Origin of the sequence: Desulfofundulus sp. TPOSR (genome assembly GCF_011393055.1) — a bacterium.
GTDB classification, from domain to species: Bacteria; Bacillota; Desulfotomaculia; order Desulfotomaculales; family Desulfovirgulaceae; genus Desulfofundulus; species Desulfofundulus kuznetsovii.
The window spans coordinates 591,643-618,197 of sequence record NZ_JAAOEF010000003.1; the positions used below are offsets into that span (position 1 = coordinate 591,643).

28 protein-coding genes are annotated in these 26,555 nt (G+C 56.3%); 25 read left to right on the forward strand and 3 right to left on the reverse strand.

What is annotated here, in order from left to right; translation table 11 throughout:
• Nucleotides 1-150: 150 nt before the first annotated feature.
• Nucleotides 151-1,443 (reverse strand): RNA-guided endonuclease TnpB family protein, encoded by a 1,293-nt coding sequence (locus G7K71_RS13840; RefSeq protein ID WP_166347450.1) that lies wholly within the window; start codon nucleotides 1,441-1,443, stop codon nucleotides 151-153.
• A gap of 102 nt (nucleotides 1,444-1,545) precedes the next feature.
• Between G7K71_RS13840 and G7K71_RS13845 the strand changes: the two genes are divergently transcribed.
• Together G7K71_RS13845 and G7K71_RS13850 are read left to right on the forward strand one after the other, a co-directional pair.
• Nucleotides 1,546-2,604, forward strand: coding sequence for a M23 family metallopeptidase (locus G7K71_RS13845; RefSeq protein ID WP_243174913.1), 1,059 nt, complete (start codon nucleotides 1,546-1,548; stop codon nucleotides 2,602-2,604).
• A gap of 27 nt (nucleotides 2,605-2,631) precedes the next feature.
• On the forward strand, nucleotides 2,632-2,889 hold the full coding sequence (locus tag G7K71_RS13850; protein WP_166347452.1) for a hypothetical protein: 258 nt from the start codon (nucleotides 2,632-2,634) through the stop codon (nucleotides 2,887-2,889).
• A 117-nt stretch (nucleotides 2,890-3,006) separates the two neighbouring features.
• Here G7K71_RS13850 and G7K71_RS13855 read toward each other — a convergent pair whose 3' ends face one another.
• Nucleotides 3,007-3,372: a type II toxin-antitoxin system HicB family antitoxin gene (locus G7K71_RS13855; RefSeq protein WP_166347454.1), complete on the reverse strand. Its 366-nt coding sequence runs from the start codon at nucleotides 3,370-3,372 to the stop codon at nucleotides 3,007-3,009.
• Nucleotides 3,373-3,605: 233 nt separating this feature from the next.
• Complete coding sequence (locus tag G7K71_RS13860) at nucleotides 3,606-4,730, reverse strand: RNA-guided endonuclease TnpB family protein (RefSeq protein ID WP_166347456.1); 1,125 nt, start codon at nucleotides 4,728-4,730, stop codon at nucleotides 3,606-3,608.
• Between the two features lie 327 nt (nucleotides 4,731-5,057).
• Between G7K71_RS13860 and G7K71_RS13865 the strand changes: the two genes are divergently transcribed.
• The 23 genes from G7K71_RS13865 to G7K71_RS13975 all read left to right on the forward strand — a co-directional run bounded on the left by G7K71_RS13865 (nucleotide 5,058) and on the right by G7K71_RS13975 (nucleotide 26,555).
• Nucleotides 5,058-6,809, forward strand: coding sequence for a DNA translocase FtsK (locus G7K71_RS13865; RefSeq protein ID WP_166347458.1), 1,752 nt, complete (start codon nucleotides 5,058-5,060; stop codon nucleotides 6,807-6,809).
• Nucleotides 6,810-7,463: 654 nt separating this feature from the next.
• Nucleotides 7,464-9,113, forward strand: a complete 1,650-nt coding sequence (locus G7K71_RS13870) for a hypothetical protein (protein ID WP_166347459.1) — start codon at nucleotides 7,464-7,466, stop codon at nucleotides 9,111-9,113.
• Nucleotides 9,114-9,269: 156 nt separating this feature from the next.
• The gene (locus G7K71_RS13875; protein ID WP_166347461.1) at nucleotides 9,270-9,947 is read left to right on the forward strand and encodes an IS607 family transposase; all 678 of its coding nucleotides are present in this window, start codon (nucleotides 9,270-9,272) and stop codon (nucleotides 9,945-9,947) included.
• Nucleotides 9,883-11,355, forward strand: coding sequence for a zinc ribbon domain-containing protein (locus tag G7K71_RS13880; RefSeq protein ID WP_166347463.1), 1,473 nt, complete (start codon nucleotides 9,883-9,885; stop codon nucleotides 11,353-11,355). Before G7K71_RS13875 ends, G7K71_RS13880 begins: the two co-directional genes overlap by 65 nt.
• A gap of 65 nt (nucleotides 11,356-11,420) precedes the next feature.
• Nucleotides 11,421-11,702 carry an AbrB/MazE/SpoVT family DNA-binding domain-containing protein gene (locus tag G7K71_RS13885; protein ID WP_166347465.1) on the forward strand — a complete coding sequence of 94 codons (282 nt, stop codon included), beginning with the start codon at nucleotides 11,421-11,423 and terminating at the stop codon, nucleotides 11,700-11,702.
• A gap of 390 nt (nucleotides 11,703-12,092) precedes the next feature.
• Nucleotides 12,093-12,494 (forward strand): IS200/IS605 family transposase, encoded by a 402-nt coding sequence (gene tnpA / locus G7K71_RS13890; RefSeq protein WP_166347467.1) that lies wholly within the window; start codon nucleotides 12,093-12,095, stop codon nucleotides 12,492-12,494.
• Between the two features lie 2 nt (nucleotides 12,495-12,496).
• Entirely contained in the window at nucleotides 12,497-13,822 is a 1,326-nt protein-coding gene (locus tag G7K71_RS13895) for an IS200/IS605 family accessory protein TnpB-related protein (protein WP_166347469.1), read from the forward strand.
• A 446-nt stretch (nucleotides 13,823-14,268) separates the two neighbouring features.
• On the forward strand, nucleotides 14,269-15,603 hold the full coding sequence (locus G7K71_RS13900) for a ParB/RepB/Spo0J family partition protein (protein ID WP_166347472.1): 1,335 nt from the start codon (nucleotides 14,269-14,271) through the stop codon (nucleotides 15,601-15,603).
• Nucleotides 15,603-16,202 (forward strand): NAD-glutamate dehydrogenase, encoded by a 600-nt coding sequence (locus tag G7K71_RS13905; protein ID WP_166347475.1) that lies wholly within the window; start codon nucleotides 15,603-15,605, stop codon nucleotides 16,200-16,202. The genes G7K71_RS13900 and G7K71_RS13905 overlap by 1 nt, the downstream gene beginning before the upstream one ends.
• Nucleotides 16,203-16,408: 206 nt before the next feature.
• Nucleotides 16,409-16,636: a hypothetical protein gene (locus G7K71_RS13910; protein WP_166347478.1), complete on the forward strand. Its 228-nt coding sequence runs from the start codon at nucleotides 16,409-16,411 to the stop codon at nucleotides 16,634-16,636.
• A 130-nt stretch (nucleotides 16,637-16,766) separates the two neighbouring features.
• Entirely contained in the window at nucleotides 16,767-17,831 is a 1,065-nt protein-coding gene (locus G7K71_RS13915) for a copper amine oxidase N-terminal domain-containing protein (RefSeq protein ID WP_166347480.1), read from the forward strand.
• A gap of 6 nt (nucleotides 17,832-17,837) precedes the next feature.
• A complete protein-coding gene (locus G7K71_RS13920; RefSeq protein WP_166347482.1) occupies nucleotides 17,838-19,199 on the forward strand; it encodes a hypothetical protein in 1,362 nt (453 codons plus the stop codon).
• Nucleotides 19,200-19,247: 48 nt separating this feature from the next.
• Complete coding sequence (locus tag G7K71_RS13925; protein WP_166347483.1) at nucleotides 19,248-20,579, forward strand: hypothetical protein; 1,332 nt, start codon at nucleotides 19,248-19,250, stop codon at nucleotides 20,577-20,579.
• Nucleotides 20,580-20,654: 75 nt separating this feature from the next.
• Nucleotides 20,655-21,773, forward strand: a complete 1,119-nt coding sequence (locus G7K71_RS13930) for a hypothetical protein (RefSeq protein WP_166347485.1) — start codon at nucleotides 20,655-20,657, stop codon at nucleotides 21,771-21,773.
• 40 nt (nucleotides 21,774-21,813) lie between these two features.
• Nucleotides 21,814-22,218 carry a hypothetical protein gene (locus G7K71_RS13935; RefSeq protein WP_166347487.1) on the forward strand — a complete coding sequence of 135 codons (405 nt, stop codon included), beginning with the start codon at nucleotides 21,814-21,816 and terminating at the stop codon, nucleotides 22,216-22,218.
• 348 nt (nucleotides 22,219-22,566) lie between these two features.
• Nucleotides 22,567-23,016: a hypothetical protein gene (locus tag G7K71_RS13940; protein ID WP_166347488.1), complete on the forward strand. Its 450-nt coding sequence runs from the start codon at nucleotides 22,567-22,569 to the stop codon at nucleotides 23,014-23,016.
• Between the two features lie 2 nt (nucleotides 23,017-23,018).
• Complete coding sequence (locus tag G7K71_RS13945; protein WP_166347490.1) at nucleotides 23,019-23,465, forward strand: TadE/TadG family type IV pilus assembly protein; 447 nt, start codon at nucleotides 23,019-23,021, stop codon at nucleotides 23,463-23,465.
• A complete protein-coding gene (locus G7K71_RS13950; RefSeq protein ID WP_166347492.1) occupies nucleotides 23,416-24,147 on the forward strand; it encodes a pilus assembly protein TadG-related protein in 732 nt (243 codons plus the stop codon). The genes G7K71_RS13945 and G7K71_RS13950 overlap by 50 nt, the downstream gene beginning before the upstream one ends.
• A gap of 19 nt (nucleotides 24,148-24,166) precedes the next feature.
• On the forward strand, nucleotides 24,167-24,973 hold the full coding sequence (locus tag G7K71_RS13955; protein ID WP_166347494.1) for a type II secretion system F family protein: 807 nt from the start codon (nucleotides 24,167-24,169) through the stop codon (nucleotides 24,971-24,973).
• Nucleotides 24,974-24,994: 21 nt separating this feature from the next.
• Entirely contained in the window at nucleotides 24,995-25,255 is a 261-nt protein-coding gene (locus tag G7K71_RS13960) for a Flp family type IVb pilin (RefSeq protein WP_166347496.1), read from the forward strand.
• Nucleotides 25,256-25,329: 74 nt separating this feature from the next.
• Nucleotides 25,330-25,521: a Flp family type IVb pilin gene (locus G7K71_RS13965; protein ID WP_166347499.1), complete on the forward strand. Its 192-nt coding sequence runs from the start codon at nucleotides 25,330-25,332 to the stop codon at nucleotides 25,519-25,521.
• 61 nt (nucleotides 25,522-25,582) lie between these two features.
• Nucleotides 25,583-25,798 (forward strand): Flp family type IVb pilin, encoded by a 216-nt coding sequence (locus G7K71_RS13970; RefSeq protein ID WP_313884986.1) that lies wholly within the window; start codon nucleotides 25,583-25,585, stop codon nucleotides 25,796-25,798.
• A 10-nt stretch (nucleotides 25,799-25,808) separates the two neighbouring features.
• Nucleotides 25,809-26,555 carry a hypothetical protein gene (locus G7K71_RS13975; protein WP_166347502.1) on the forward strand — a complete coding sequence of 249 codons (747 nt, stop codon included), beginning with the start codon at nucleotides 25,809-25,811 and terminating at the stop codon, nucleotides 26,553-26,555.

A 26,555-nucleotide genomic window follows, 5' to 3' on the forward strand; every position in this document is an offset into this window, starting at 1 on the left:
CTTCAGTTGAACTAATTATAAAACGTGTTATTAATACGTGTCAACAAGAGGCCGATCCCGAAGATGCAGTTTCGGAATTGGCCTTTTCTTTTTCCCAAAAGGCGTTGACTTCCTCCCCAGGGCTAAAGCCCGGGGATTCCTTCAGGCGGCTTACGCCGCCCTCCGGCTGCCGCTCGCCGCTTTAGGCGTACCGGCGGCAGATTCGAAGCGGCTTACCCACCGATGGCGGTTCCACCGGAGGGCAAGCGGCTTCAGGGGCGCGGCCTCCGCCCCGTGCCCCTTCGAGGAGCCCAAAAGGAGTATGTTGAGCGCCGCGTTGACGTCTGAGTGCCACACGCGGCCGCACCTTTTACACACCACCTTGTGCCGAACGGGACGCTCGACGGGAGAGCTGCAGACGGCGCACCGGGAAGAGGTCCCGCGCGGCTCGACGGGAACGACTCTTATCCCGGCCCGGGCGCAGGCGGCTTCGATGAGGTTCCTGAGCATCCTGAAGGCCCAGAAGTTGTGTACCAGGAGGTTGCCCGGCCCGAAGTCCATGTCCTTCCGGATGCCTGTCAGGTCTTCGAGGAACAGAGTGGTTACCCGATGCCGCTTCAGGACGCGGACGACCTCCGCGGCCAGGGCTACGAAGGCGTGCCTGAGCCTGCGGGCGCGGACCTGGTAGAGCCTTCTCAACTGCCGGGAGGTCTTACGCCCAGCCCGGTTCAATCTGGACTGCTCTTCTGCGATGCGCTTTGTCCAATACAGGAAGTCCTTCCAGATCTTGCGCCCGGAAAAGAGGATCTGGCGGTTCAACCCTTCGACGGCCAGGGCTGCCAGTACCCTGGCACCGAGGTCTAAAGCGGCGTATTTTTCGGGCCGGGTTTTTCTTGCTGGTTCCGGCACTTCCACCACCTGGTGGGCGTACCAGCGCCTTTTCATCTGGTCGTACTTGAGTTCCAGAGTCTTGGGGGTTCCGGAGAAGCGCAGGACGCCCTTCGTGTACAGGACCAGACGGCCGTTGCCGTCCCGCAGGTCTTTCGGCAGGGTCAGGGAAAGCGTCCTGGCGTCCAGGGAGTAAGACCGCGGGGACTTGACCGGGATGAGCCTGACCAGCCTCTTCCCCGTGCGGCGGTGTTTCCAGTACCTCGGGAGACCGGGCCGCTTTTCCAGTTTGCCCTCCTTCCAGAGCCGCAAGCAGGCAAAGAAGGAGTTCCACGCCTTCCTGAGCTTTTTCAAAACCTCCTGCGCGATGTCTGACGGCAGGGCTTTGTACGCGGGGTGGTCTTTAAACTCCGCGCACAGGGTGGCGTAAGAAGGCACGGATTCCCCCTTCAGGAACGCCCGGCGGCAACGGAAGTTAGCGGCGTTCCAGAGAGCGGCGCAGCGGTCCCCCAGGGTTTCGAGGACTTTGGCTTGCACTTTTGAGAAGAGCACGCGGACGACGTTACAGCGCTTCATGGTTTTATGATACCACAATTCGACCGAAAGAAAAAATTACCGCGCCTTCCTCCCCATGCCTAAAGGCAGGGGCCTCCGGGACGGAAATGGTGGTGAATCTCCTTGGATTCTGAGTACTTATTAAACCCCATAGCAAGTACAGGCGACTTTTTCCAAGAAACAACAAAAACCGCGGCAAAGGCCGCGGCGAAGACCGCCGCGAGGTCCGCGGTACAGTGGTTTTTCGCCACCCTCGGCCCATTTGCAGTACCCCTGCTCTTCCTGCTCTTTTTCGCCATCGTGATACCCTTCGCGTGCCTGATGCGCGACTTCTACTACCCCGGCGAGTACGGCTACTTCGACGGCGGTATCGGCCTGGGACTCGCCCCAGTGGCCGGGAGGTGGACGCTGACCGGGAAGTTCGGGGAAGACCGCGGGGACCACATACATATGGGGATCGACCTGGCGTGTCCGGAGGGCACCCCCGTGGTGGCGGTCGCGGCGGGCAGGGTCCGCCTCTCCACGAGCCCGGCGGGCGGCAACGAGATATGGCTCTACGGGGAAGACGGGAGGACGTACTACTACGCCCACCTGTCCGGGTACCACGTTGCCGACGGCGAGACCGTCTCCCCCGGCCAGGTGATCGGCTACGTGGGGAGCACCGGCAGGAGTACCGGACCGCACCTCCACTTCGGAGTGATGGTGAACGGCCGGTGGGTCGACCCGCTGCCGCTCCTTCAAGGAGGCGTCCTCCCCGGCGACCTGGCGTACCGGGACGTGGACGGGGAGAAGCTCGCCGCGTGGCTCAGGGGGAAGGGGTCCATGCTGGCCGACCACGTAGATGAGATAATCAGGGCCGCGCGGGAAGTTGGGGTGAACCCGCTCCTTCTGGTGGCCATAACCGGCCAGGAGCAAGGTTTCGTGCCGGAGGGAAGCCCGGCGGCGATGCTCGGCAACCCGTTCAACGTGTACGGTTCCTGGCAGAACTACTCCCCGGGGCTTTACGAATCGGCCCGCATAGCGGCCCGCACCGTGGTGAAGCTCAGCCGGGGGCGGCCGGAGGGCGTCCACCCCATATACTGGCTGAACTCGCGCGAAAACCCGAACGGCATGTACGCCACGGACCCCAACTGGTGGCGGGGGGTGACATATTTTTTTGAGACGCTTCAGAGGCAGATTTAGTTTTTGAAGAAAGGAGCTCGTTTTCCAATGTCCTGGGACCAGGTTTTTTTCATTTTGGGACTGGCGGCGGCCGCCGTCGTCCTTTCCAAGCACGCTTCCGCCGCGGTGAAGCAGTGGCTCACCCTGGCCGGTGCCATCCTGTTCGCGGCCTCCGTGCTCCGCCACGGGCCGGAGGCGGTTGCCTTGCTGAAGCGCGTGGCCGACACCCTGTGGCCGGTGCTGGCGAAGGCCGCCGAGAAGGGCGCCGGCGCTTTCGCGAAGTTCATGCATTCGGTACTGCATTAAGATCTCCGCCGGGAATTCCTTCGATTTCCAATCGAGGGATGAGTGGCGGCTGATAACCAGCGACCGTTGAAAAACAGTCGCTTTTCTATTTTGGGGACATTTTCGCGAAGAAGGACGTCAAGATCGTTGTTCTGTCCAGCCTACCGCACGGGCCAGTTGATAGACGATGTACTGGTTCAGGCTGACGCCTTCCGCACGGGCTTTTTCCGTTAAAGCCCGGTGAAGGGATTTCGGGGCTCGCACCAGGATGCGCCCGCTGTAGTTCTCGTCGACCGGTTCGGGAATAGGGTCGCCCTTTTCCAGTGCGTCTGCAATCCAGCACCGCTTGGCGTCTTCGATCATTTCAAGAGCTTCCTGCAAGGTTTCTCCTTGGGAAATGCATCCGGGGAGATCGGGGATCTCTACAGCGTAACCTCCTTCAAGCGAGGGGTAAATCACAACTTTGTATGGCAGGCTAATGTAGTATTCAAAGTTCTTCTCCATTTTTCTCCGCTCCTTCCAGGAGTTTAATGGCCCTGGTAACGTAGGCCTGTAATATGTATGGTTGTCGATAAGGAACAACCAGCTTGTACGGTCCTTTGCGGTGACATCCTCCCCTCAATTAATTGAGGGGCATCCCGACGTGGGATGGCAGCTTTCGCCGCAGGTTAGCCAGCATTCCCCGGATGACCCGGATCATCACCTTGGCCTTAAGGGGTGTCACGCTCCCCTTTCTCTCAGAGACGTGCCCCGAGAGCATCGAGCGCTTTAGCGGCGATATTCAGTGCTCCAACCCTGTCGGCATCAGATTGGTAGCCGCATCTTATGCATTTAAACCAGCCCTGAGTCTTGCGGTTGTAGCGGGAAACATTCCCACACCGCGGACAGGTCTTGGAAGTCTCCTTGGGGTCGATGTAGATTACGGGCACCCCGGCAAGGGCGGCCTTGTATCCGATGAATGAAGCCAGCTCCCGAAAGTTCCAACCCGACATCATGCGGTTGAACTTCTTGGAGCCTTTGGTCCGTTCACGAATACCCAGCAGGTTCTCCAGGGCAATGGCTTTACCTTCAGTTTTTGCTATTTCCACAATACGTTTGGAAATACAGTGGTTGATATACCGCATCCATCTTTGTTCACGACCCGATTCCTTCTTGACGCGGGAAAGCCTGCCTGCTTGCTGAAGTGCTTTACGCCGCTCTGCCCAACGTTCTTTTCGCCACCTCACCTGTCGTCCGTCGAAGAATACGTTGTTGGACAATACAGCAAGTTTTACGATGCCGAAGTCGACCCCGATTACGCCGCACGGCTCGTTGAGACATGTTTTGTAGACGAGGGATATGGCTGCGTACCACTCGCCGCTTTTGTCTCGCCATATCTCCACAGACCCTTGACGGCAGGAACCTCCTGCCAGATCCTGGAGCCTTTTGGCGTGGTATGTGGAAGCGGCAAGGGGTACGGCTATCTGGCTCCTACCGGAGGAAACGGGGAATTTGATGACCCACGTGCCGGAGGGAAGTTGGTGGAGGGAGTAGCAGTCCTGCCGCACCATTACCGGAACCGTTTTCTCAAATTTGGGCAGGCTGGCCTTTTTGCCCCTTTGTTTGCGGGAAAGGTAGGAGCGCCTGACGGACAGCGCTTTAAGCATGGCGCACTGGAGCGTGCCCCGGTTGAGGTCGAATAACTCACATGCCTGCCGGTAGGTTTCACGGTTTAAATGTGCCCGGCTGGTAGTATTCAAAGCTTCGGCCTGCTCCAGGAACCAGAAGCACGCTTGGCGGTAGATTTCCAGCATGCGGGTCATCTTCTCCAGCTTGCCCTTGTTGGGATGCAGGAGCTTGATTTTGAGGGTTACCGTCTGCATCCGACATCTCCTCCGGTCTGCTTAAATTATAGCACAGCCGGAAGAATAAACCAAGCCGCCATTCATCCCCCGATTAAAATCGGGGGCATTCTGGCGGGATTTTTGTAAATGTAGTGGCTCGAACCGCCGCGCGGCTGCGACCTGACGAAACCGGCCCTGCAGAGGATGGTGTCCAATTCCTCGAACCTTACCGTCCTGGGATTTCGTTTAATTCTCTCCAAGAGCTTTTCCAAGCGGCCCAATCCCGTTAACCGCCTTTCAGAATTTTGTTTAATGATAGCACATACAATATCAAGCGTCAATGATCAATCAGGAGTGGATGGAACGATGTCTCCAAGATTGCAAAAGGCAAACAACAAGCAGCCCCCTGGACTGCCGGGCAACTTCGAACGCCCCGACGGCTCCGACACGGCCACCCGCCTCTTCTGGCTCGGTGTGGGTTTCGCTGCCGTGGGGGTAATCCTGGTCCTCTCCGGCATTTCCGCCAGCACCGGCCTGAAATTCATGGTGGCCGGGGGGACGCTGGCCCTGGCAGTCAGGCTCTTCTCCCGGCACGGCTTTGCGGCCCTCCTGCTCCCCTTCGGGCTGATAGCCTCCCTGGCGGAGGTACTCAAAAGCCGCCTGGACGGTCCGGCCCCCGTTGAAGTAGAACCCGCTCCTCTTTTCGGGCAGCCGCTGGGCGAGGGACTGCCTCCCCTGGCTCTGTTCGGCCCTCCCGGCCCGCCCGCGACTCACGGGGCGGCGGAGGACGCCGGGCGCGCCGTGGTGGCGGCCCTGGCGGAGTTCAGCGTGCCCGCCGAGGTCACCGGAGTCCGCACCGGCCCGGTGGTGTCCCGGTACGGCCTGAAGCTCGGCTCCGGCGTGAGCGTCAGGAAGCTCTACACCCTGGAAGGAGACCTCGCCCTGGCGCTGGGCGTGCCGTCCGTCAGGGTGGTCGAGGAGGGCGGCCGCCTCTGGCTCGAAGTACCCAACCGGAAGAGGGGGACGGTGGTCCTGCGCGACGTGCTGGAGCAGTACCGGGGCAGGCTGCCCAAAGGCGAGTTGCCCCTGGTCGTCGGCGTGGACGTGTTCGGCAAGCCCCTCTCCCTGCCGCTCGAAAGTATGCCCCACGTCCTGGTGGCCGGGGCCACGGGGTCGGGGAAGAGCGTCTGCTTGCACAGCATCCTCCTGGGGCTGGTGGCCCTGCTACCCCCGGAGGAGCTGCGCTTCGTGTTCATCGACCCCAAGCAGGTGGAGATGGCGGCCTACGAGGACCTGCCCCACCTGGCCGCGCCGATAGCCGGCGCGCCCGAGGAGGCGGTGGCCGTCCTGCAGTGGGCGGTGGACGAAATGGAGCGCCGCTACGGGGAACTGAAGAGGCTCCGCGTGCGTTCGGTGACCTCCATCCCGAAGAAGGAGCGGCCCTTCCCGTTCCTGGTGGTCGTGGTGGACGAGCTGGCCGACCTCCTCCTGTCCGGCGACGCCGGTAAGGAGGCGGAAACGCTCCTGGTGCGGCTCGCCCAGAAGGCCCGCGCGGCGGGGATCCACCTCATCCTGGCCACCCAGCGGCCCGACGCCAGGGTGCTATCGGGCCTCATCAGGTCCAACGTGCCGGGGCGCATTGCGCTGAGGTGCGCCAAGTCCGGGGACTCCGAGATCATCCTGGATGCGCCGGGAGCGGAACGCCTGCTGGGCAAGGGCGACGCCCTGATCCTGGTGCCCGGCCAGGGGGACTTCGTACGCGCCCAGGTGGCCTGGGTGCCCGGGGACGTGCCCGCGAAAGTCTCGGCCTGGTGGCGCGAGAACCGGCCCGGCGCCGGGTACCTCTTCGCCCCGCAAGATGGGAAGACGGCGCCCGGCCCCCCATCGGGAAAGAGCAGGAAGGAAGAGGAAGACGATGCCTTGTTGAGGGAGGCCCTGGACGTGGCCTTAAAGCACGGCAGGGTGTCCGCCGGGTTGCTGCAGAGGGAGCTCGGTATAGGGGGAGGCAGGGCTTCTAAATTGCTGGCTGAAATGGAAAAACGGGGTTGGATAGGACCGACGAGGGGGAACAGGGCGCGGGAGGTGTTGATTGAAAGACCGAAGGAAAATCAGGAATGAGATTCACCTGTTGATTCCCCAACTGGAAAATATGTCAAATATACCCATCCACGGAATCCCCGTCATTGCTGGATTTTTTGAAAGTGGGGATCTGGTGGGAACATGGTGGGAACATCCTGATCCCGGAAAGCCTTGATACAAGCGGCCTCCAGAATCGTGTTCCCACATGTTCCCACCATGGTGGGAACATGCCCGAGGCCTTGCGGCTCAAGGCTTAGAGGTCAATTTCCAGATCAATGTTCCCACTAAAAAAAGTTTACACACAAAACCCTATATATAGGGGGTATATATTTTTTTTGAAAAAAGGTGATCAAGGGGGCCTATATATAGGTGTACGATCATTTTTGGTGGGAACATTAAGGTCAAAAATACCCTCTATCCCTTATATATCAAGGCTTCGAGCATGTTCCCACCGATGTTCCCACCACAAAATTTTCCAAATCCCGCTGTGCCTACTCCCCCAAGGGTTTGAGGGCATTTTTTCGATGTTCCCACCATGTTCCCACTTTGACCTTCGAGTGGGAACATAGTGGGAACATGCTTGTGGTATAACCGCAGTAACTATCGGGCATGAGCCCGGTTTTTTTTCTGGGTGTTGACTTCCTCCCCGGGCTTGAAAGCCGGGCCTCCGGCGCGGAAAGGATGGTGATTTGTTTGCGTGTATTGCTAGCCACTGGTTTCAAAGAACTCGACAGAAGTGTTGCCGCTGAATTATCGAGACAGATCATAGAATCCGCTGGCGAGTGCTACTACCGCGAAGGCCTCCCGTCACTCGCCAAGGAACGCGGGGCAGACGTGGTTGTTCTCTCCCCCCACCTGCCCGGCCAGACCGATACGGTGGATCTGGTGAAGGAGCTCCGCATGGCCGGCCTGCGCGTTATACTGCTGCCCGGCCGTCGGGACGACCCCAAGGCAGTGTACCTGGCCCGGAAGGCCGTGGCTCTGGGTGTCTACGACATCGTGTGGGATCCGGTCAGCCCGGAGGTGGTAATTAACCGGGTGCTGAAACCGGCCACTCTGGCCGAATCGGGTGTAGAACCGGAGGGAGACGTCCTTGAGCCGGCCGCGGGGAAGCCGGGGAAAAAAGTCCCCTTCTGGCGGAGGCTGTTTCGGAAGCCTGCGAAAAAGGAAACACCAGGTGACAGTCCTGCCGGGACGGTGAACGGCGGGAAGCCGGGGGCCGCATCCCTGGAGACGGTGCCAGGGGGAGATCGGATGAGGGATGCTGCTCTCCGGGGCAGTGACCGGGAAAGCGGGACAGGAGGGCTGCATGTGGGACCTCCGGTTTTTCCCGGCAACTCGGATCGTGCGGGTGTGCTGGTACTGGCTGACCGCGAGACGGCCCTGTTGCTGAGAAAGGCCGGTTTTGCGGTGGTATCAGATCCCCGTGACGCACGGGTTTGCATATGTGATGTCGACAGGGTGGCTTTTGCGCCCCGGGACATCCCCTTGCTGGTCGTGCGGACTGGTTCCGTGTCTGACCTGGCGGCGGTCATGGCAAGGCCGGGAGCTATTTTAGTGGACAGAAGCGAGATTCCCAGGAAGGTTTCCGCCATCTTGAACAGCCCGGCGGATACCGGGGATGCGGGGTCGGGTTCCCCGGCAGGTGAAAAGGGTGCTGAAAAGTTGCGTGCGGGTAAAACGGGGGATGTTGCTCCGCGTTCTGTTTCTTCCGGAGAGGATGAAGGAGGAAGCAGGCCGAACCTTTTCGTCCTCCCCGGTCGGGGTGCCGGTAATGGTGCGTCCGTACCGGAGCACGGCGTCATCTATATCGTATGCCCCGGTGAACCGCCGTCTGCGGGGCAAATTGCCGCCGTTTTAGCGAAGCAGGCAGACGGCTCCGCCCTGATTTGCGCGACCGGTGTTTCTGCCGGCGCGCTGGCGCTGGGCATGAAGCCGGAAGACCTGGTGCTTTCGGACTGGCGGGTACCGGGGGCGGACGCTCCGGTTATCTTCGAGGGGGTTACTGTGTGGCCGGTGGACCCGGGCAAGTTTCTCAACACGCGGGACGTCCTGCCTCACGCACTGGTGAGCCAGATAAGGAAGAGGTTCTCTGTGGTCGTGGTGGACTGCGGGGGCGACCTGTCGCTCTGCACGGGTGCTCCCCGCGACGCGGCGGTGGTCGTCGTGCGAACCGGGAAGGACACGGCGGACTGGGTAGTAGAACGGTGGGTCAAGGACTACGGCGGAAACGTGGTGATTGTGGGACCCGGCCGGGCGCTCGCGCTGGAGAGGGTAAGTAATGGCTATGTAGTACGGGTGGTAAACAACCCCGGTGCTTTTGAAGAACGTAAAGCCAAATAAAGGACGGTCAGGCGCTGGCCCTGCACCGGGAGTTGAGGCCGGGGGAGGTAGAAAACAGCTTCTTCCCTTGTAATAATTATCTCAAATAGGTATTGCCAACCAATAGGTATTGCCAACCAACACCATCTGATATAAATTAATATCAGGTGGTGTTTTATGAAACTTTACACAATAAGCGAGTTTGCCGAAAAACTTGGTGTCAGCGTATCAACGCTCCGCGCCTGGGATAAAGAAGGTAAACTGGTTGCCCTGCGTACACCAACTAACAAACGTAGGTACACTGAAGAAATGCTCTACCGGGCACTGGGCATAAAGAACCGCCAGGAACCAAAGAAAATTGTTTTATATGCCCGGGTGTCATCGGCTGGCCAGAAACCGGACCTGGAAAACCAGCTTAAGTACCTGAAGGGCTTCGCCGCCGGCAGGGGGCTGACCGTGGACGAAATACTTTCCGACGTCGGCTCCGCCCTCAATTATAAGCGTAAGAATTTCCTGAAGCTGTGCGGCATGGTCACCCGGGGAGAAGTCAAAACTGTTATTGTTGCCCACAAGGACCGCCTGGTGCGGTTCGGGTTTGAATTCTTTGAAGACCTGTTCGCCAAATTCGGCTGTGAAATACTGGTGGTCAACAAGGCCGAAGACATGTCCCCGGCCCAGGAGTTGACTGAAGACCTGATCAGTATCGTCCAGCACTTCGCGGCCAGGTTATACGGCCAGAGGACATATAAGGCGCGAAAGCTCACCAGAACCGTCCGGGAGGCGCTGAAAAATGCAGCAGACGGTAAGACAGAAGAGCCTGCCGCTGAACAGCGAGAAATGGGCCAGGATAACTGAGACGGCAGAAGCATATGCCCGGCAGAAGGACGCCTTCCTGGTGGAGTACGGGCATGTAAAATACCTGCACTATCTGGGCGAAAAGCGCAAGCTGCGGGACGAACTGGTTTCCGCCGGTTTTGTCAGTCCCTTTGGCTTGCAGGCCCGGCAGTGGAAGCTGGCCCTGGAAGATGCTCTTTACACCCTGGAGAGGCAGTGGGAGGCCGCCATTATCGAAGTCAAAGAGCGCCTTTACCGCCACGAAGGGCTGACCGATGAAGAAAAGCACTACGCCTTCTGGTTGCTGTACAGGCACGAGAAGCACAGCCGTGACTGGAAACGCATCCAGGCGGTCTTCACCGGTGAAGATATCGTCAGCGAAGAGATAAAGCTGGACGCGGAAGGCCGCGCTAAAGTGAGAAAATACCTGAAGCGCGTTTTTCGGCGCGTCCTGGGCAGAAAGCCTCGCGTCAAAAGAGCCCGCAGCTTCACCATTGACCAGCAGATGTACCGGGTATTTGCTACCGGAACACGGCAGTACATCGCTATAGCAACGCTAACCCCCGGTGAGAGGGTGATCATCCCGCTGGCCGGGGTGCATGCCATAGAAGGCAACCTGCGGGTGGTGCTTCTCCCTGACGAAAGCTGCGTAGAAATCCACCTGACCAGGGAACCGCAGACTTACCCGCCTGGTGAGGGAGAGGCGGGCATCGACCTGGGCGTGACCGAAGTGTTCACCGATGACACGGGCAGAAAATACCGGCCCGAATACGGCGAGGCCCTGCAGGAAATGTCCGACCATATCTTGGACAAGAGCCGGAAGCGCGGCAAGCTCCGAGCGCTGCGCCGGAAGTTCCTCGAACAGGACCCAAACAAGGCCCGGCGCATTTTAAAACACAACCTGGGCCTTGTTAAGCAAACCAAGAGGAACAAAAAATACCGGACCAGGTGCGAGAACGAAATAAATCGGGCATTCAACGAGTTTTACCGAGAACGCAAGCCGAAAGTAGTCGCCTACGAGGACCTCGCCCACCTTCGCGGGAAGGCCAGGAGCAGGGGTCTCTCCCGCAAGGTGAGCGGCTGGCAGCGCAGCATCATCAAAGAACGGTTGGGATACAAAAATTACATTTACTCCGTCACCGACCCCGGTCCGGTGAATGCGGCATACTCCAGCCAGACATGCCCCGTGTGCGGGTGGGTGGACGCGAAGAATCGCTGCGGGGACGTTTTTAAGTGCCGGAAATGTAGTTTTGAAGCTGATGCGGATAACGTAGCCGCACTGAACCTTAAGTTGAGATTGCACGACGAAGAGATAACCCGTTACATGCCGTATAAAAAGGTGAAGGAGCTTTTGCTTCAGCGTTATTATCAGAAACAGCAGGTCCTGCGCGGCATGTGTTTTCTAGTTGCAATAATTTTTGGTCGTTGATATAATTACTGCAAAGCAGTTTGGTAGATAAACTGTATTACAGCAGTTACAAAGGAGCGGTTTTTATGGGTCAAATAATTGGTAACGTTATAGTGCAGAAGCGCGGTGTTGTTAGTTTAGGCTTGTTAAAAGAACATATGCCTTTAAATGATGGCGATATTTTCCAGGTAGAGCTTGAAGACGGGAAAATTATCCTGAGACCGATGAAGCTCATTCCAGCAGAGCAGGCATGGTTCTGGACCAAGGAATGGCAGGACGGGGAAAAAGAGGCCGAGAAGGACATAGCTTCTGGGAGGGTTAAGTCCTTTGGTAATGTTGACGATCTTCTGGAGGATCTGGATAAATGATTTTTCAGTGAACGGAACGGTTCAAGAGAGCATATAAAAAGCTGGATGAGAACCAAAGAGGTGCCATAAAAAAAGCGTTGCGGCTGATGTCTGATAATATCAATCACCCCTCCCTGCGTGTTAAGCGTGTTCAAGGGACAAAAGATATTTGGGAAGCCAGTGCTACCATAAGTCTGCGCATCACCTTTTCCTGGAAAGGTGATACAATTATTCTGCGAAATTGCGGCGAACATAATAAGACGCTGAAAAAGCCTTGAAGATCTGCCGTGCCGCATTCTTCCCACTGAAGTGGGGAGTTAGGCACGGCTAAATTTTCCCCGGGTTATCGTTGCTTACCAATTACGCATATGTTACAATAGAAGAAACATTTAATAATGAGGAATATTAATCATGGAACTCCAACGTAACCGTAACAGTGTATTCCAGATCGGCTACCATTTCGTCTGGTGTGTCAAGTACCGGAAACCTGTTTTGACTGGTCAAATAGCAGAAGACCTCAAGGAGTTGCTTTTGCACATTGCCAGCGACAACAATTTCATTATCGAGCGGATGGAGATCATGCCCGACCACGTGCACTTATTTGTGACCGCCACACCCAACCACCTGATTGCCGACATGGTTAAAGCCCTCAAGGGCGTTTCGGCCAGGTTCCTGTTCAAAAAACACCCGGAGCTCAAAAAGCAGCTCTGGGGCGGGCATCTCTGGAATCCTTCCTACTATGTAGGTACCGTCGGGCACATCTCCGAAGAGACAGTCAAGAAGTACATCGAAAGCCAAAAGGCAGGCGATTAAAAATGCCGCACCTGCGCGGGTTCACAAAAACATTCCGGTACAACCTGCTTATGCCGGCCAGTGCAGAGGAACAGGCCGCCTGTACTATTACGCAGTACCGGCAGGCAGTTTCTTATTATCTTCAGGTATTTCAGGAACATCAAGAGATAATCGGACACAGCCAGTGGCTCAAGATGGCGGAAAACTTGACGCACAGGACGGAGGACAACCCGAATCCGGAGTATCCTTTCGACGAAGAGTTTCCCAATTTCCCCTCCGGCTTGTGGAGGAACGCCATTGCCGAGGCTCACGGCAAGGCCCTGGCATGGAGAACCAGCTACGAAAAGTGGGAGGAAAGAAAGCGCAAGCACGAAGAGAGGAATGCCAGGCGCATCGCCGCCGGGAAAAAGCCCATCGAGTTTATGGAGCACCCGCCGCAGTACCCGGAGGACGACAACTGCTGGTTGTCCTACTACGGCACCGAGTACAAGTGGGAAGATTCCCACCATATAATGCTCAAAATGTTCACCGGCAGGTCTTACACCTATCGGAAAGTTGCGCTCTTACAGCCGTTTGTCGTCCCTCCGGGTTACGCTGCGGGTTCTCCCATGCTGGTGAAAAAACCGACCGGCTGGGAGCTGCATGTCCCGGTTGTGCGGGTGGCAAGATTAGACCTCAAAAAGATAAAGGAGTTGATCAAAGACCCGTCTCTTAAAATCTGCCTGGTTGATCTGGGAATGAAACGCCACGCGGTGATGACCATCCAGGATACCAAAGGCAGGGTCTACGCGGCGAAGTTCATCTCCGGCGCGAAGGACAACCACCTTAGGAAGCGGTACCTGGAGAAGATAGTCAACCTGCAAATGCAGACCGGGGTTATTCCCATAGGTGAGCGGTTTGCCAAAGATTTGTGGGATAAGATATCCAACCTGAACGACGATATAGCTCACCGGGTATCCCGGGAGATCGTAAATTTTGCTAAACATCACGGGGCCAAAATTATTGTTTTCGAGTACTTAGATGATTTAAAGCCGGAGAAGGGTACCAAATCCCACTACCTGAACCAGAAGTTCAACTACTGGGTGAAAGGCCGGATATTCCGGTACACGCGTTACAAGGCACTGCACGAAGGCATAATCACCTGCCGGGTACCGGCTAAAAACACTTCCGCCCGGTGTCCTTACTGCGGGATGTTGACCGTCCGGCGGTACAACAAGGACCGGGACGGGAAGGAAATTAAGGGTGTCGACTTGGCGAAGTGTACTAATTGCGGAGTGCGCGACGTAAATTCCGACTTTGTGGGTAGTTTGGGCATCGGGACCGCGTTCCGGCTCAAGTACTGCTCGTAAAAGGTTTTATCTCGCGCCGGGCGGGCTCCAAACCCAACCGGAAGACCTCTCCGGCGACGGAGGGGCGTCCATGCCACCTACACTACACTCTACCCAGGAGTCTTGACGTATCGGGTTAACAGACGCAGTTTAGTGGAGGCAATTGCGTGGTGGTATTGTGGATGAGGCACGAACCCGCTGGTTGCTTGCACCCGGTAAGATACGGCGTAATCCGGTGCGGCAGGTCCATCTCCCGCCGGTATGCAGTCGGGCCTACGGCCCGGGGACTTCTACGACCGCGTACCCGGGGCAGGCACGAAGTTCACGGGAAGTAAAACCCGGAATCCTCCCACTTCAGTGGGGGGAGGTTCAAAATAGGTATACCCAGCCATGTATTGTTCGGAAGGATCTTGTATGTAGCCCGGTTTTCGAACGCCGGGCTTTTTCTTTTTTGGAGGTGGTCATCGATGAACCAGGTGCCGGTTGGACTTCTCAAACCTCACCCGAAAAACAAGGAGTATTTTCCGGAGGATTTACCGGAACCGCTGTGGAGTGAGTTGGTGGAGGACATCAAGGAGAACGGGATAATCAACCCTCTGGTGGTAACGCCGGACTATACGGTGCTGGCAGGTCATTTACGGCTGGAGGCAGCGAAGCATGTGGGGCTGACCCACGTACCGGTGGTCATCAGGGACGTTGACCCTGAAAGCGACGAAGCGGTAGCTTTGCTCATTAAGGACAACTTATTGAGGCGACAGCTAAACGACATGCAGGTGGCGAGGCTGATCAGGGTGCTGAAGGAAGTGCACAGGGTAAAAAAAGGGGGCGACAGGCGTTCTAAAGAAGCGCAGGAATCAAAGGGAAATAATTGCCCTTTGAAAAATATCGCTGATACTGTCGGTTTATCTGAAAGGAGAGTTAAACAACTCGATAAGCTCAACGACCTGATTCCTGAGCTCCAGGAGCTTGTTTCCTCCGGCAAGCTGGGCACAACTGCTGCTTATGAGCTGGCCTTCTTGTCTCCGGCAACCCAGAAGCAGGTACTCTCTGTATACGGGGAAAGGATAGCCGAACTCAAGCAGGCAGAAGCAAAAGAACTCCGCCGGAAGATCGAGGCGGAGGTGAGGGCGGAGGTTGAAAGGCAGGCCGCTGAGCTGCAGCGGTCCCTGGAAGCCCTGAAGGTGGAAAAACGGCAGGCTGAAATCCTCTGGGAGAACAGGGAGCGGGAACTTACCAGAACCATAGCCGACCTCCAGAACGCTTTGCGGGAAAGCGGGGACCGGCTGGAAATAGAACGGCTCCGTCGGGAACTGGATGAAACCCGGGAAAAACTCCGGGAAGAGCGGACTGAAGCGGAGCGGGAGAGGGAAAGGTTGCAGGGCCAACTGGACGCGCTCAAGAGACAGCTCGCCGGGGTATCATCGAAACAGCCGGAGGTAAAGGAAAAGATAGTCGAAGTGGTGCCTCAGAAAGTTTTGAACGAAATCCAGAAACTCCGGAAAGAGCGGGATGCCTACAGGGAGAGGCTCCGGGAGTTGAACCAGCGGGAGGAAATTTTAAAAGAAACAATTGAAGGACAGGTAAAGAAGCTGGAGGAAGACGCGGCCTTCTTTGTGTCGCGGGTCAGGGCATTTCTGAAAGAGACCTCTCTCCTGGCATACACGGCCAGGGAAATTTATCGATGCCGGCCGGAGACCCAGCGGGAGTACGATTCCGCCGTCAGGTCCGTCTTGAAGTGGGCGGAAGACACGCTGGACACGATGGGCAAATCGGTAAAAGCGATAGACGTGGAGGTGGGATAATGTTTTCGATTCAGGCCATGCAGGAAGAGATTCGCAGGGAAGAACACCTGGAAGTGGCCGCCGCGCTGTCTTTGCTGTCTTTCAGGGACAGCAAACTCTTCGACGGCATGAAGGTAAAACCTCACATGCCGACCCTGAGTAGGGCGCTCAATGCCGTGTTGAGCCGGTTACTGGTCCCGGAGATGCGCCTGTGCGACGAAGTGGCCGCTAAAGTCCTGAAGGTGGTCGCGGAGTACCCCTCCTTCAGGACGATAATGGACACCGAGAAGGACAGGTTCAGGCAGTATTTGCAGATCTACGTTGCCCGGCAGATTCTCCTGGCAAAGTGCCGGCAGGGGAACGTCATTTCTCCGTTAGCGCGGCGCGCAGCGGTGGTCTTCCTGGAGATGCGCCTCCTGGAATCTTCCGTGGCCGCGGGCGTAAACCGGGCCGCCGACAAGTTCCTGGAGGGCGGGCTTGACCCGGACGGGCTGGTGGAAGTTCTTTCGGACGTAGTGAGAAAGGAATACGAAGAACTGGTGGCCAGGCTCGAAGCGGAGGCGTTGCCGGAAACGGGGAGGAGCGAGTTGCTGCAGTTGCCCGAAGCTGCGATTGGCTGACCTGGTTCTGACCTGGTTTTCGAGTCTTTTCTTTTTTCGAGAAACGCCGAAAATCAACGAAAACCCCGCACCTCACCCTGAAAAACAAATATCTTCCAGCACAGAACACCCGTTTTGGTCAAACAAAGTCAAATACCGCTTTTGTCATTTCTACCAGAACGTGCTAAGATAAAGTCAATCAAAGTCAAAGTCAGGGGTGGTCGGAAGTGCCGGAACTCAAACTGCTCAAAATCGCCAGGCTGTCGTCGCACCACTTCGCCCTGCCCCCGGCGTTTTTGCGCGGGGTAGTCGAAAAGTACGGCTACCGGCACCTGGCCGTTTACCAGTACGGCAGGGCGCTGGTGGTCGTCCCGGTCAACGTCGAGGTGGACGGGGAGGCCCTGGAGGACGTGAAAGGACTCCTGGAGGCCGGGCGTGCTGGTGTGGTAAAATGAGGTAAAATCAATAGAAAGGAGTGATGCCGCTGTTGAGGTTCTTCTGGTTCGTCATCTTGCTGGCGCTCTTCGTCATCTTCATGCCGGGCCTGCGCCCGGTATAAAAACTTCGAGGAAAAGGAGTGGTTATATGCTCAAACGTAAAGCCCTAATTATTCCTATAGCTCTATTTCTGCTTGCGTTCCTGGCCCTCCCGGCCCTGGCTCAGCAGGAACAGGTTGACGTCTACGAAAACCAGAAGCTGGTCAAGTCCGTGGTTTTCGTGGTCGGCACCAGGGAATACTTCGTCAACGGCCAGATCCCCGGCGTAAAAATGGACGTTGCCCCGTTCGTGTTAGCCGGCCGTACCTTCGTCCCCGTGCGTTTCCTGAGCAACGCCCTGGGGGTGGAGGATGAAAATATCGGCTGGAACGAGAAGGCCCGGCTGGTAACGCTGAAGCAACCCGGGTACCCGGTGGTGGAGTTGGTAATCAGCAGCAAGCAACTCAAGTCCAACGGTAAGGTTACCAACATGGACGTATCCCCCCTGGTCAGGAGCGGGCGCACCTTCCTGCCGGCCCGGTGGGTGGCCGAGGCCCTGGGCTATCAGGTGGACTGGGACCCGAAATTGAACCTGGTGATATGCTGGCCGAAGGGTGAACCGAAACCGGATATAAGCGGTATTAAGGATTATTTAAATGAGCAAATCGGTGAAGCGGGCAGCATCTGGTTGGCCAGGGCTGAGGAATTCACCGGTGAGCCGATTAATATGAGTGAGTTTGATTGGGAGGGTCTGGATAAGGGTAATAACCCGACTTTTGTACCCGATATGACCATTAAAAAGATTAAACCCGGCGATATACCGCCTAACGGGATTTTAATGGGATCCAGGAAGTACGGCGGCAACGCCATCCTGGGAGTTACTTTCGCTAAAGACGGTATATACATCAAACAGGCTTCTGCAGATGATGATCGTACTGGACTTTCCCAGATCTTCCTGGTCATGAAGGACAACAAAGTTAGTTATGGAATAAGCATGCCCGGGTTTTATCAGTACCCGACAAACCCATTTACCGTGAAGTTCCCATTTAGTGCCGCATTAAGCGACGACTTGACCCTGCCGGATCCCAGACTGGAAGATGTCAAAGGGTTCTTGCTCGAAGGAGGAGATAAACAAGTCCTCTATGTAGAGAATCCATACTACAAAGGGAGGTAGTTGAAGTTGTTTAAAAAACTAATCAGCATGCTGCTGGTTGCGGCGGTTTTAGCGGCCGTCCCTTACGGGGCGGCCTTCGCTTCGCCCACTGAAGGGCAGGAGCAGGTGATCTATATGAGCATAGCCGTTCCGTACTTTGACATCTGGCGGCACTCCGACGGGCACTGGCAGGATACCAACGGCGACACCTACCCGGACAGACCGACGGAAGGAAAACTCCAGGTAAACAGTTATTACCTGCCGGATGAAAGCGTGCGGAACAGGTTTAAGGTAACCAGGGTGGAGGCTGTTCCCCTGCTGTTAAACGACCGGGACCTCTTCGAGCGGGCCTACCAGTACGATAAGCACTTGGGAAACTGGGATATAATTAGAAAAAGATACCTCCGATACGAACCCGACAATCTTACTGTAAGGGCGTACTTCGACGAAGAATCCCTGGCGCATGGCGCCTGCTCCCTGGTTTGGCGGGCGTCCTTATCCCCATTGAGAAAAGCGCTTGACCTTACCAATCCTGAAGTACGTGCCATGCTGGGCCTACCTCCCATGAACTTCGCCCCCGGCGTCCAGGGCTGGCGCTGGTACTTTCCGGCGGTGATCACCTGGTACGGAGTACCGAAACAGGTACCCGACTTCTACGCGAAGATAGATCCGCACAGTGTAAGAGCGAAACCCGGGCAGGAGCTGACGTTTACGGCTACCTTCGGGTTGAAAGAAAATTACCCGCTGTCTACGAGAGCCGTGCTCAAGGGATTGCATGTAATAGGCGGCAAAGAGTACCCCGTAACCCTGGTGCCTCTTGACGGCGCACCCGACCCGAAGAACCCAATCGAATTCCAGCCGGGCCAACAATTTAAATACAGGGTAAAGGTACACGCCCAGAACAGGAACAGCGATATTGTGGTCAAGATAAACCCGGTGGACACCTCGAACGACGCGAACTGGTCAAACAACCGGGACGAAGCGCGGATATCCGTCCTGGTTGATGTCGCCGTCAAGATCTGGCCCATCAAGAACCCCTACGTGCTGAGCTGGCTGTCATCGTCGCTGACGCCTGGCGTGAACGTGCGGGCGTACCGGAAGGACGACGGCGACCCGGTGCCGGTGAAACTCACGATGAACGGCCCGGTGGGGACGAAGACGCTGACCTTCACATTGGGAGGCAAGGGGTTCAAGACGGTACAATACTTCTTCACGGTGACACGCGGCGGCACGTGGAAGGTGAGCGCCGAGGCGTGGCCGGAGCCGAAGGACCTGGAGTCCTACCCGCCGGACAACAGGGCTTCTACGCAGGTGACCGTGGTCAAGCGTGAGCCGCCTCCGACAGGGCCGAGGGAGCCGGGTATTCACGGGGAGCTGGGGGATATTTGATCAGAGGGGCCAATCACAGGCCCCTCTTTTTTCGTTGGGGTGGTTTTAATGTGGCAAGTGCAGAAAACAATCTCGATAGAATTGGATCCAGGTGATAGTATTGTATTCCTCTTGTTCTTTTTTTCCCTATTTTTTTCTATGTGGATGTTGGGCATGATGGAGTGTAGCCGATCACGGGGACCGCTTTTTTGGCCCGGGAAACAGCGGTACGGTTTTGCAGACCGATTTTTGAGTTCTGTGGGTAAATTGGTAGTGGGGAGTTCGAATGTGAGGTTTTCCCTGCTTCTTTCTGCGAGGTTGAGAGCAGGATTTCCGGTGGTTTTCTGGATCTTTGCGAGCAGTATTGCCGTGTATTTCCTGTGCGGCGCACAGCTCACGAAATATGCTTCTTTTTTCGGCGGGTGCTTGACATATGTTGCGGCAGTGCTTTCGGCTGCTTTGCTTCTATGTGAAGGGTACGCAGCCAGGGTGGTTTCATGTGCGCTGTGTTATCTAAAGGGTTGCCCAGGCAAAGCTGAAGACGAACCCTGCGAGCGTGATAATGGTCCTGGCTACGAGGGACGGTTTCTCACACCTTGCGGGAAACTCTTCTGGCCAGGGATTTCTCCGGAGGAGGCAGGAGATGGAAAACCACACTCGCGCTCCATCGGTATTACCGCCGAAGGAATTGCCCAGGAACAGGGAGATGCCTGCAGCACCAAAGAGGGCCAGGTGGGTTTTGAAACCGGGACCGGCTATTTTGGCGCTGACGAGAGTTACTGCCGAAATGAGGAAGGTGATGCTCAATCCCCCGAGGGAAACGGCAATTTCTCTGAGCGGGGTGGGTTGGAGAGCGCGGGGTTTGCTGGGTTCACCGGTAAAACCAATGGGCCACGGAGAAAAGCGGAAGGTGGTATTTTCCCAGGGCTTGAGACAGAAGTCTATGCTACAGATGTTCACGAGCTCGGGAAGGTCCCGGAGCAGGACGTGTACGAAGAAGTGCCCCAGTTCGTGGAAAAGGATATGCAGCCAACCCAGGGCGAGAAGCTCGGCGCCGACCCCGAGAATAAGGAAAAAGCACGGTTGCGCAAGAATGAGGCTGGTCGCGGTGTCGATAAATACCTGTCCGTGTTGGTTAAGAGTTTCCATTTTGTTTTCAACCTCCTTGATGCGGCACTTTCCATAGCAATTTTTCCGTTTTGTGTGGTTTCCCTCCTGTTCGTAGCTGTACGCTCAAGGCTCGACTGGTGGTTGGAGGGGGGTAGGCCGGGCTGGAAGAGAATTTTTGCCTTTTTCGCCTGGTTGTTTAGCTGGTTTTTGGGGGAGATGTTTCTCTTCGGGGCGATTGGGGCAGCCTTCGTGTCTTTCCTTATGGGACAGTTTATTAACCTCCTGTCATAGAGGGGCGGGCGAAGCCTGGGATGCAGCGGTTCTACCTGTACCGGATGCTGGAATGATCAGTAAGGGAGCAAGGAGATGTTGCAGTTGATTCGAGACATCGTTAAAAACTTGTGGTATTCTTATATCTCACGCAAGATGTGGGAAACGGAAAGCATCGATTGTTTTGGCAATAAAATTGGCTATAGTTTCTGCGATTCGCCTGAGTTCAGGTTCAGAGTTATGCCTTTGTTTTTGCTGTCTTGGGTTGTACTGGGTATTATTGGCTGCGGGTTGGCGGGTGCCAGCAGGTTATTTTTCGCTGTGGCAATTTTGATTATACCGAATGGAATATGTCATGTGGTTGATTACCTTATTGAGAAAGGAAAACCGGCGGCACTATATTATGCCAAAGCGAGGCTTGGCAATGTACGAAAGAAACAGAGCGAAGAGTATAACATAAAAAAGGATATTAAAAAATGTTGTTACCCTCTTACTCAAAGGGTAAGAGATATATACATCCACAATATCTGGTTTTGTTTTATTAAAGATGGCTTGGATAATGGAGAAGACTTTCTTGCCGTCGGTTCTGTTGCTGATGGGAAGAGCGTCTTGAAGGGCACGGGCAAGGTTGGTGAAAGAGAAAGCATACAAAAAAATGTTGTTACTTTGGTAGAAAAATGCGGCACAGAACAAGTTTGTAAAAATACCGGCAGAGAGAATGATAATTTTTCTGGAACTTTTGGACGTATAGAAACCCCGGCATTGGAAGGCGCATTCACCGCCGACAAAGAAATACTGGGTAACAATGATTGTTACACCTGCTATTTTAAAAACGGCAATTGCAGACTTATCCTTCTTGCCAAGTGTTACCTTTCGGGGTGGTTTGTCAAGGATAGTAAGGGCGATAGCGTGTCCAAATTCGTGGATTGCGGCTGTCAAAGGGATAGAAAGAAATGTGCACAACAAAAAATATGCGATATTCTCGGTATTTTCCAAGGTAAACACCTCTGGGATGAATACAACCGTTTTGACAAGGTACTGTTGTTTTTGACGGGTCTTTTGTGGGTGCCGATGGCATTGATTAACGGCGGTTTCAGGGCGGCTTATCCGTATGGTGGAAATGGGAGCAGGTTGAGAAGTTTTTTCGAGGAAGTTTACTTTTTCTCCTTCATGTCCGGGGTGTGCGCATTAATCACAGGGCTTTTCGCACTTTAAGCTGGAGTTCCAGCTCTCTTTTTTTAAGGGGGTGTTTTTCTTGCGGTTCGGGAGAGAAACCGGTTCCACCCTGGTCGAGTTCGTCTTTGCTTTCATCGTCTTCTTTGCCTTCCTGTTCGGCCTTCTGGGGGTGACTTTGTGGGGAATAGGAGGCTTCTTTGTCCAGGATGCTGCTTACAGGGCAGCCGAGCAGTACGCTGTGTCTCTCGATAAAGAGGCGGCTTTGGAGGAAGTTGTAACCTCCCTTGGCCGGTGGGCATACCTCTTCATCGAGCCCGGCTCTGTGTCGGTCAGCGTCCGGCAGGAAGGCGACAAGGCAGTGGCGGAGGTGCGGGCGGAGCCCAGGGTGCAGCGGCTCTATTTTTACCGGATGCCGGAACTGGTCAGGCGGGCGACCTGCACGCTGGAGTACCGGTTCAGAAATCCGGGGGAATTTTCAGGTTAAAAGGGGGTGACGCGGGTGTTCTTAACCCCTATAGGCTCCAATCTGGTCGTTTTTTGGAGCGCTTTCATCTGTGCGATTATCATAATGACCCTTTTCTGTACATTGGTTTTTTCAGCACCTGGTTCGCCTGACTCCATTATAAATTCCGGGCTAATGAAGTTACTGCTCATCGCAGTAGGAATCCTCCTGGCAGCACCGGTGGCTGTTGCCTTTATTCTCTGTATAGTTTCAGGTATCTACTCTGGCGTAGCTGATTTCCTGAAAGCGCGTAAGGCTTGGCTTGATCCTTCGGCAAAAGGCGTTTATGTGCTAAGAGCTTTCACCCGTGTGGGAGGGAAGCTTTGGGTTGTGTGCCTTCCGGGTTTAAGGAAGCGTTTTGGGAATGCGGCGAAGGAAACGGTGTTCGTTTATCCCTGCCACGGCTGGATTTCCGGCGGTTTCTGGAAGGACAGGTTCGGTGACTCGGCGGAGTGGAGGGATGAAGTAAAATGCGCACGGGGCGGCAGAGATACCGTCGTGGCTCTGGAGCACTCCCATGAATTGGAAATGGAGCTGAAAGAACTTGGCTACAAACAAATGGAACTGGAAGATTTCAGGGAAGCGGTTGAAAGGTGGAGAGCCCGGATGGATTCCGTGCGGACCTGGCGGGTGGAAAGGCGGCAATTTTGGACCGACCCTTTCTGGCAGAAGATAGCCCGTCTCCTGCTGTGGAGTAGAGGCGGCCTGCCGTGGCGAAGGCAAAGGCGGACGGTTCCAGACTGTTGGACTGCGGGAGGTGGCGCGAAGGGGGTAAAATGACGGTGCTGGGTATTTTAAAGGGTAAAGTTTTCAGGTCGCAGGTAGAGAGAGAAAAAGGCTCCATCCTGGTCGAGCTCGTCATGGCCTGCCTGGTCCTTATGGTGTTCTTTTTCGCCTGCGTCGAAATTGCCTGGCTCATCCGCGACGACGTGTACCTCCAGCGGGTGGTACGGGACGCGGCGCGGGAAGCCGTCCTGACTGGAAACCTGGGTGCTGGGTATACCAAGGCCGTCGACGTAGCGCGGATGTACTTCGGTAGGTACTCCGGCGACGTGAATGTATCTTTAAAACGGCACGACAGCGGGCAGAGCCACAGCGTGGTCTGCACGGCCACGTACCCGCACAGGTTCTTCGGGTGGTTCTCAAAAAACGCCCTGGGCGGGAAGGGGGTGACGCTGAGTGCGAGGGCAGTTTTCGGCTGGTGGGACTTTCCGCAGGGTTACGAGTAACGAGTCGGGAGCCGTGCTGGTCGTGATGGCCGCGGTCTGCGTGGCGCTGTCGCTGCTTTTTGCGGGGATCTGCGAGTTCGGCAGGTTCCTGCTGATGCGGGAGCAAACCCAGACGGCGGCGGACGCGGCGGCCCTGGCGGGTGCCGTTTCCGGCGTGAAGCGGTGGGTCAACATAACCGTGTTCACTGATCGGGGGGACAGGCTGGAGTGCGACGAGTTTAGCTGTTGGTGTGAAAGTTGCGGTGTAGTGGGGCACACCGTTACAGGACGCGAAAGAAAACTCCTGGACGAGGAAGGCTGGCGGGATTACTGCGAACCTCCCTGTTCCTGCGGCGGGGGTAGCTGCTGGTACGTAATCAACGACCGGTGGGTGACGTATGACTCAGGCAACTCCGGCTGGAGCCGATTGGCGGCGGAGGCGTTCTATTATGCTAACGAGCCGCTGATAGCCTCCGATTCACAGGTTATAAGGACAGTCTTTCACAATTCTCGTTCCGACCCGGCTTATCCTTCTGTAACAGTTTACGGCCGCTCCTGGCTCAGTTCACTTTTCCCGGGTTTTTTGGGTGCGTTTCCGGAATCTTATAAGACTGACGTATGTACCCAGGGGCAAACGTACTACCATCCTCCGTATTCTTTAAAGTGGACCAGGGCTCCCGAGCGGGCATGTTGGAAAGATTAGAGGAAAAGGAGGTTTCGGCTTGGATACTGCATTTGCGGCCGCGGTCCTCGCGGCGGGTGCGGTGATGACCCCCGCCCTGGCGAGGGCCGCCTGCATGGACAGAAAAAAGGTGCAGGAGGTACTGTGCCGGACCGGGGTGAGGTTAGTTCCGGAGGAAGAAAGAAGCGAACTCGGGCGGAAGCTGGCGGAGGCCGGGTTGTACGACGTCAGCCCCGACTGGTTCGCCGGTCTCCGGTGGGCGCTGGCCGGGGGGTTCGCGATACTGTGCCTCCCCCTCCTGCTGTTCGGCATGGACCTTTTCTGGCTGGTGTTCCTGGCTCCCGTGCTGTACTTTCTGCCGGGTATGTGGCTGAACTCCCGCATCTCAAAGAGAAAAAGCCAGATACGGCTTTCCCTGGCGGATTTCTCGGTGCTGTTCTCCACGGCGCTGTCCGCCGGTGCGGACATAGTGCTTGCGCTGGAAGAAGCGGCCGGCTGCGTGGGAGGGCCGCTGGCGGAAGAGGTCGACCGTGCGCTGAGGGAGTACCGCACCGGCCAGGGCATGGTTGACGTACTGGTTTCCATGGCGGACAGGTGCAACGTGGACGAGTTCCGCAGTCTGGTGCGGGTCGTGGTACAGTCGTACAGGTACGGCGCGCCGCTGGCGGAGTCCATGCGCGCCCACGCTGAACAGATGCGGTCCGTGAAGCGTTTCGAGGTTATGGAGGCGGCAGGCAAATTGACCGTTTCCATGGTGATTCCCGTGCTGGTTTTTATACTCGTGCCCTCCATGCTGGTCCTCTTTTATCCGGCAGCCGTTCAACTCATGAGTGCGTTTGGTATGTAGCGTACGCGGAAGACTGGAAGCGTGCCCGGCCCCGAAAAAGCCGGGCCTTTTTCTTTTTTGAGAACGCCGGGGAAGGAGGTGAAATCGGGCATGCTCCGGAAGCTGGTGTCCCTGCTGAAGGACGAGAACGGTTCGACCTTCATCGAGTCCGGTCTGTGGATCGCCATCGTGGTGCTGGTCATGGCCACCGCGGGCTACAACCTGGCCAACACCATGAAGGGCAAGTTCACCGAAATCCAGAGCAACGTTTCTGCGATTACGGTGCCCAGGATCACTCCGTAGAGTTTTGCTGGGATCAGGGGGGCGGGAGCTGTTTCGCCCCCCTGCTTTTTTAGGGGAAGGAGGTGAAATCGGGCATGCTCCGGAAGCTGGTGTCCCTGCTGAAGGACGAAAGCGGTTCGACCTTCATCGAGTCCGGTCTGTGGATCGCCATCGTGGTGCTGGTCATGGCCACTGCGGGCTACAACCTGGCCAACACCATGAAGGGTAAGTTCACCGAAATCCAGAGCAACGTTTCTGCGATTACGGTGCCCAAGATCACGCCGTAGTGCTGTGGGGATCAGGGGGGCGGAAGCTGTTTCGCCCCCTGCTTTTTTTTAGGGGAAGGAGGTGAAATCGGGTATGCGGGAGTTGTTCAAAAAAGCTAAAGACACCGTTGTTGCCCTCGCTCGCGACCAATCCGGCGGTGTCCTGTCCGAATACGGCCTGCTCATCGCGCTCATCGCCGTCGCCTGCATCGCGGCCATGATCTTCCTGGGTAAGGCCATAGCTACCAAGTTCAAAGGTGTGGGTCAACAGATCCAGGATGCTCAGCCGGTACAGTAGGAGGAGTGGCATGCCACCCCGTCGTTGGATCAGCTGTATTTTTTTCGCGGGAGCTTTCGTGGAGTTGCTACGCGAGGGAAGCGGCACCCTGGTGGTACCCGGTGCCGCTTCCGCCCTCGCGGGCGTTATCTTTTCCCTGCTGGGCCGGGAAGCGCCGGCCGCGCTGACAGGGACCCTGACGGCGTCTGCCAGTTTCGCGGCCCAGGCTGTTTTCGGTTTCTGCGAAAGCTGTACCGCCGCGGCGGTGCTCTTCTCTTTAGGCGGCCTTTCTTCCGGGGCGGACCTTTTTGCCCGGGAAGGAAAGAAAGCACAAAAAGTCGCCGCTGCTGTGGCGGTCGCTTTGCTTTTCCTGTCGGCTTTTTTCCTGTTCGCCCGCCTGGAACTAACCGGAATGCCCGGCGGGACAGCGGGAAATTCCGCGTGGGAAAACCGCGAGCCGGTTTCCACCGGTAAAAAAATTACCCGGGTGGAGAAGGCCCTTCTTTATTTTTCGCCTTTTTGCCGGGCGTGCGGTGAGGCGGTCCGTGCCGCGGTTAGCGCCGACCCCGGCGGCAAAAGGTGGGAACCTGTCGTCGTGCCCGAGCTGGCGGTCCGCACCGGCGAAGAAAAGCTGAAAGAGGCGGGATATTCGGGTAAGGTGAGAACTTCTTCCTCTTCCCCGGCTGGAAAAGTTCCCTGTCTCGTTCTGCCGGACGGCAGAATGTTCGTGGGAGCGAGGGAAGTGGCAGGTTTGTTTGAAAACCTCGAAAAGGAGTGA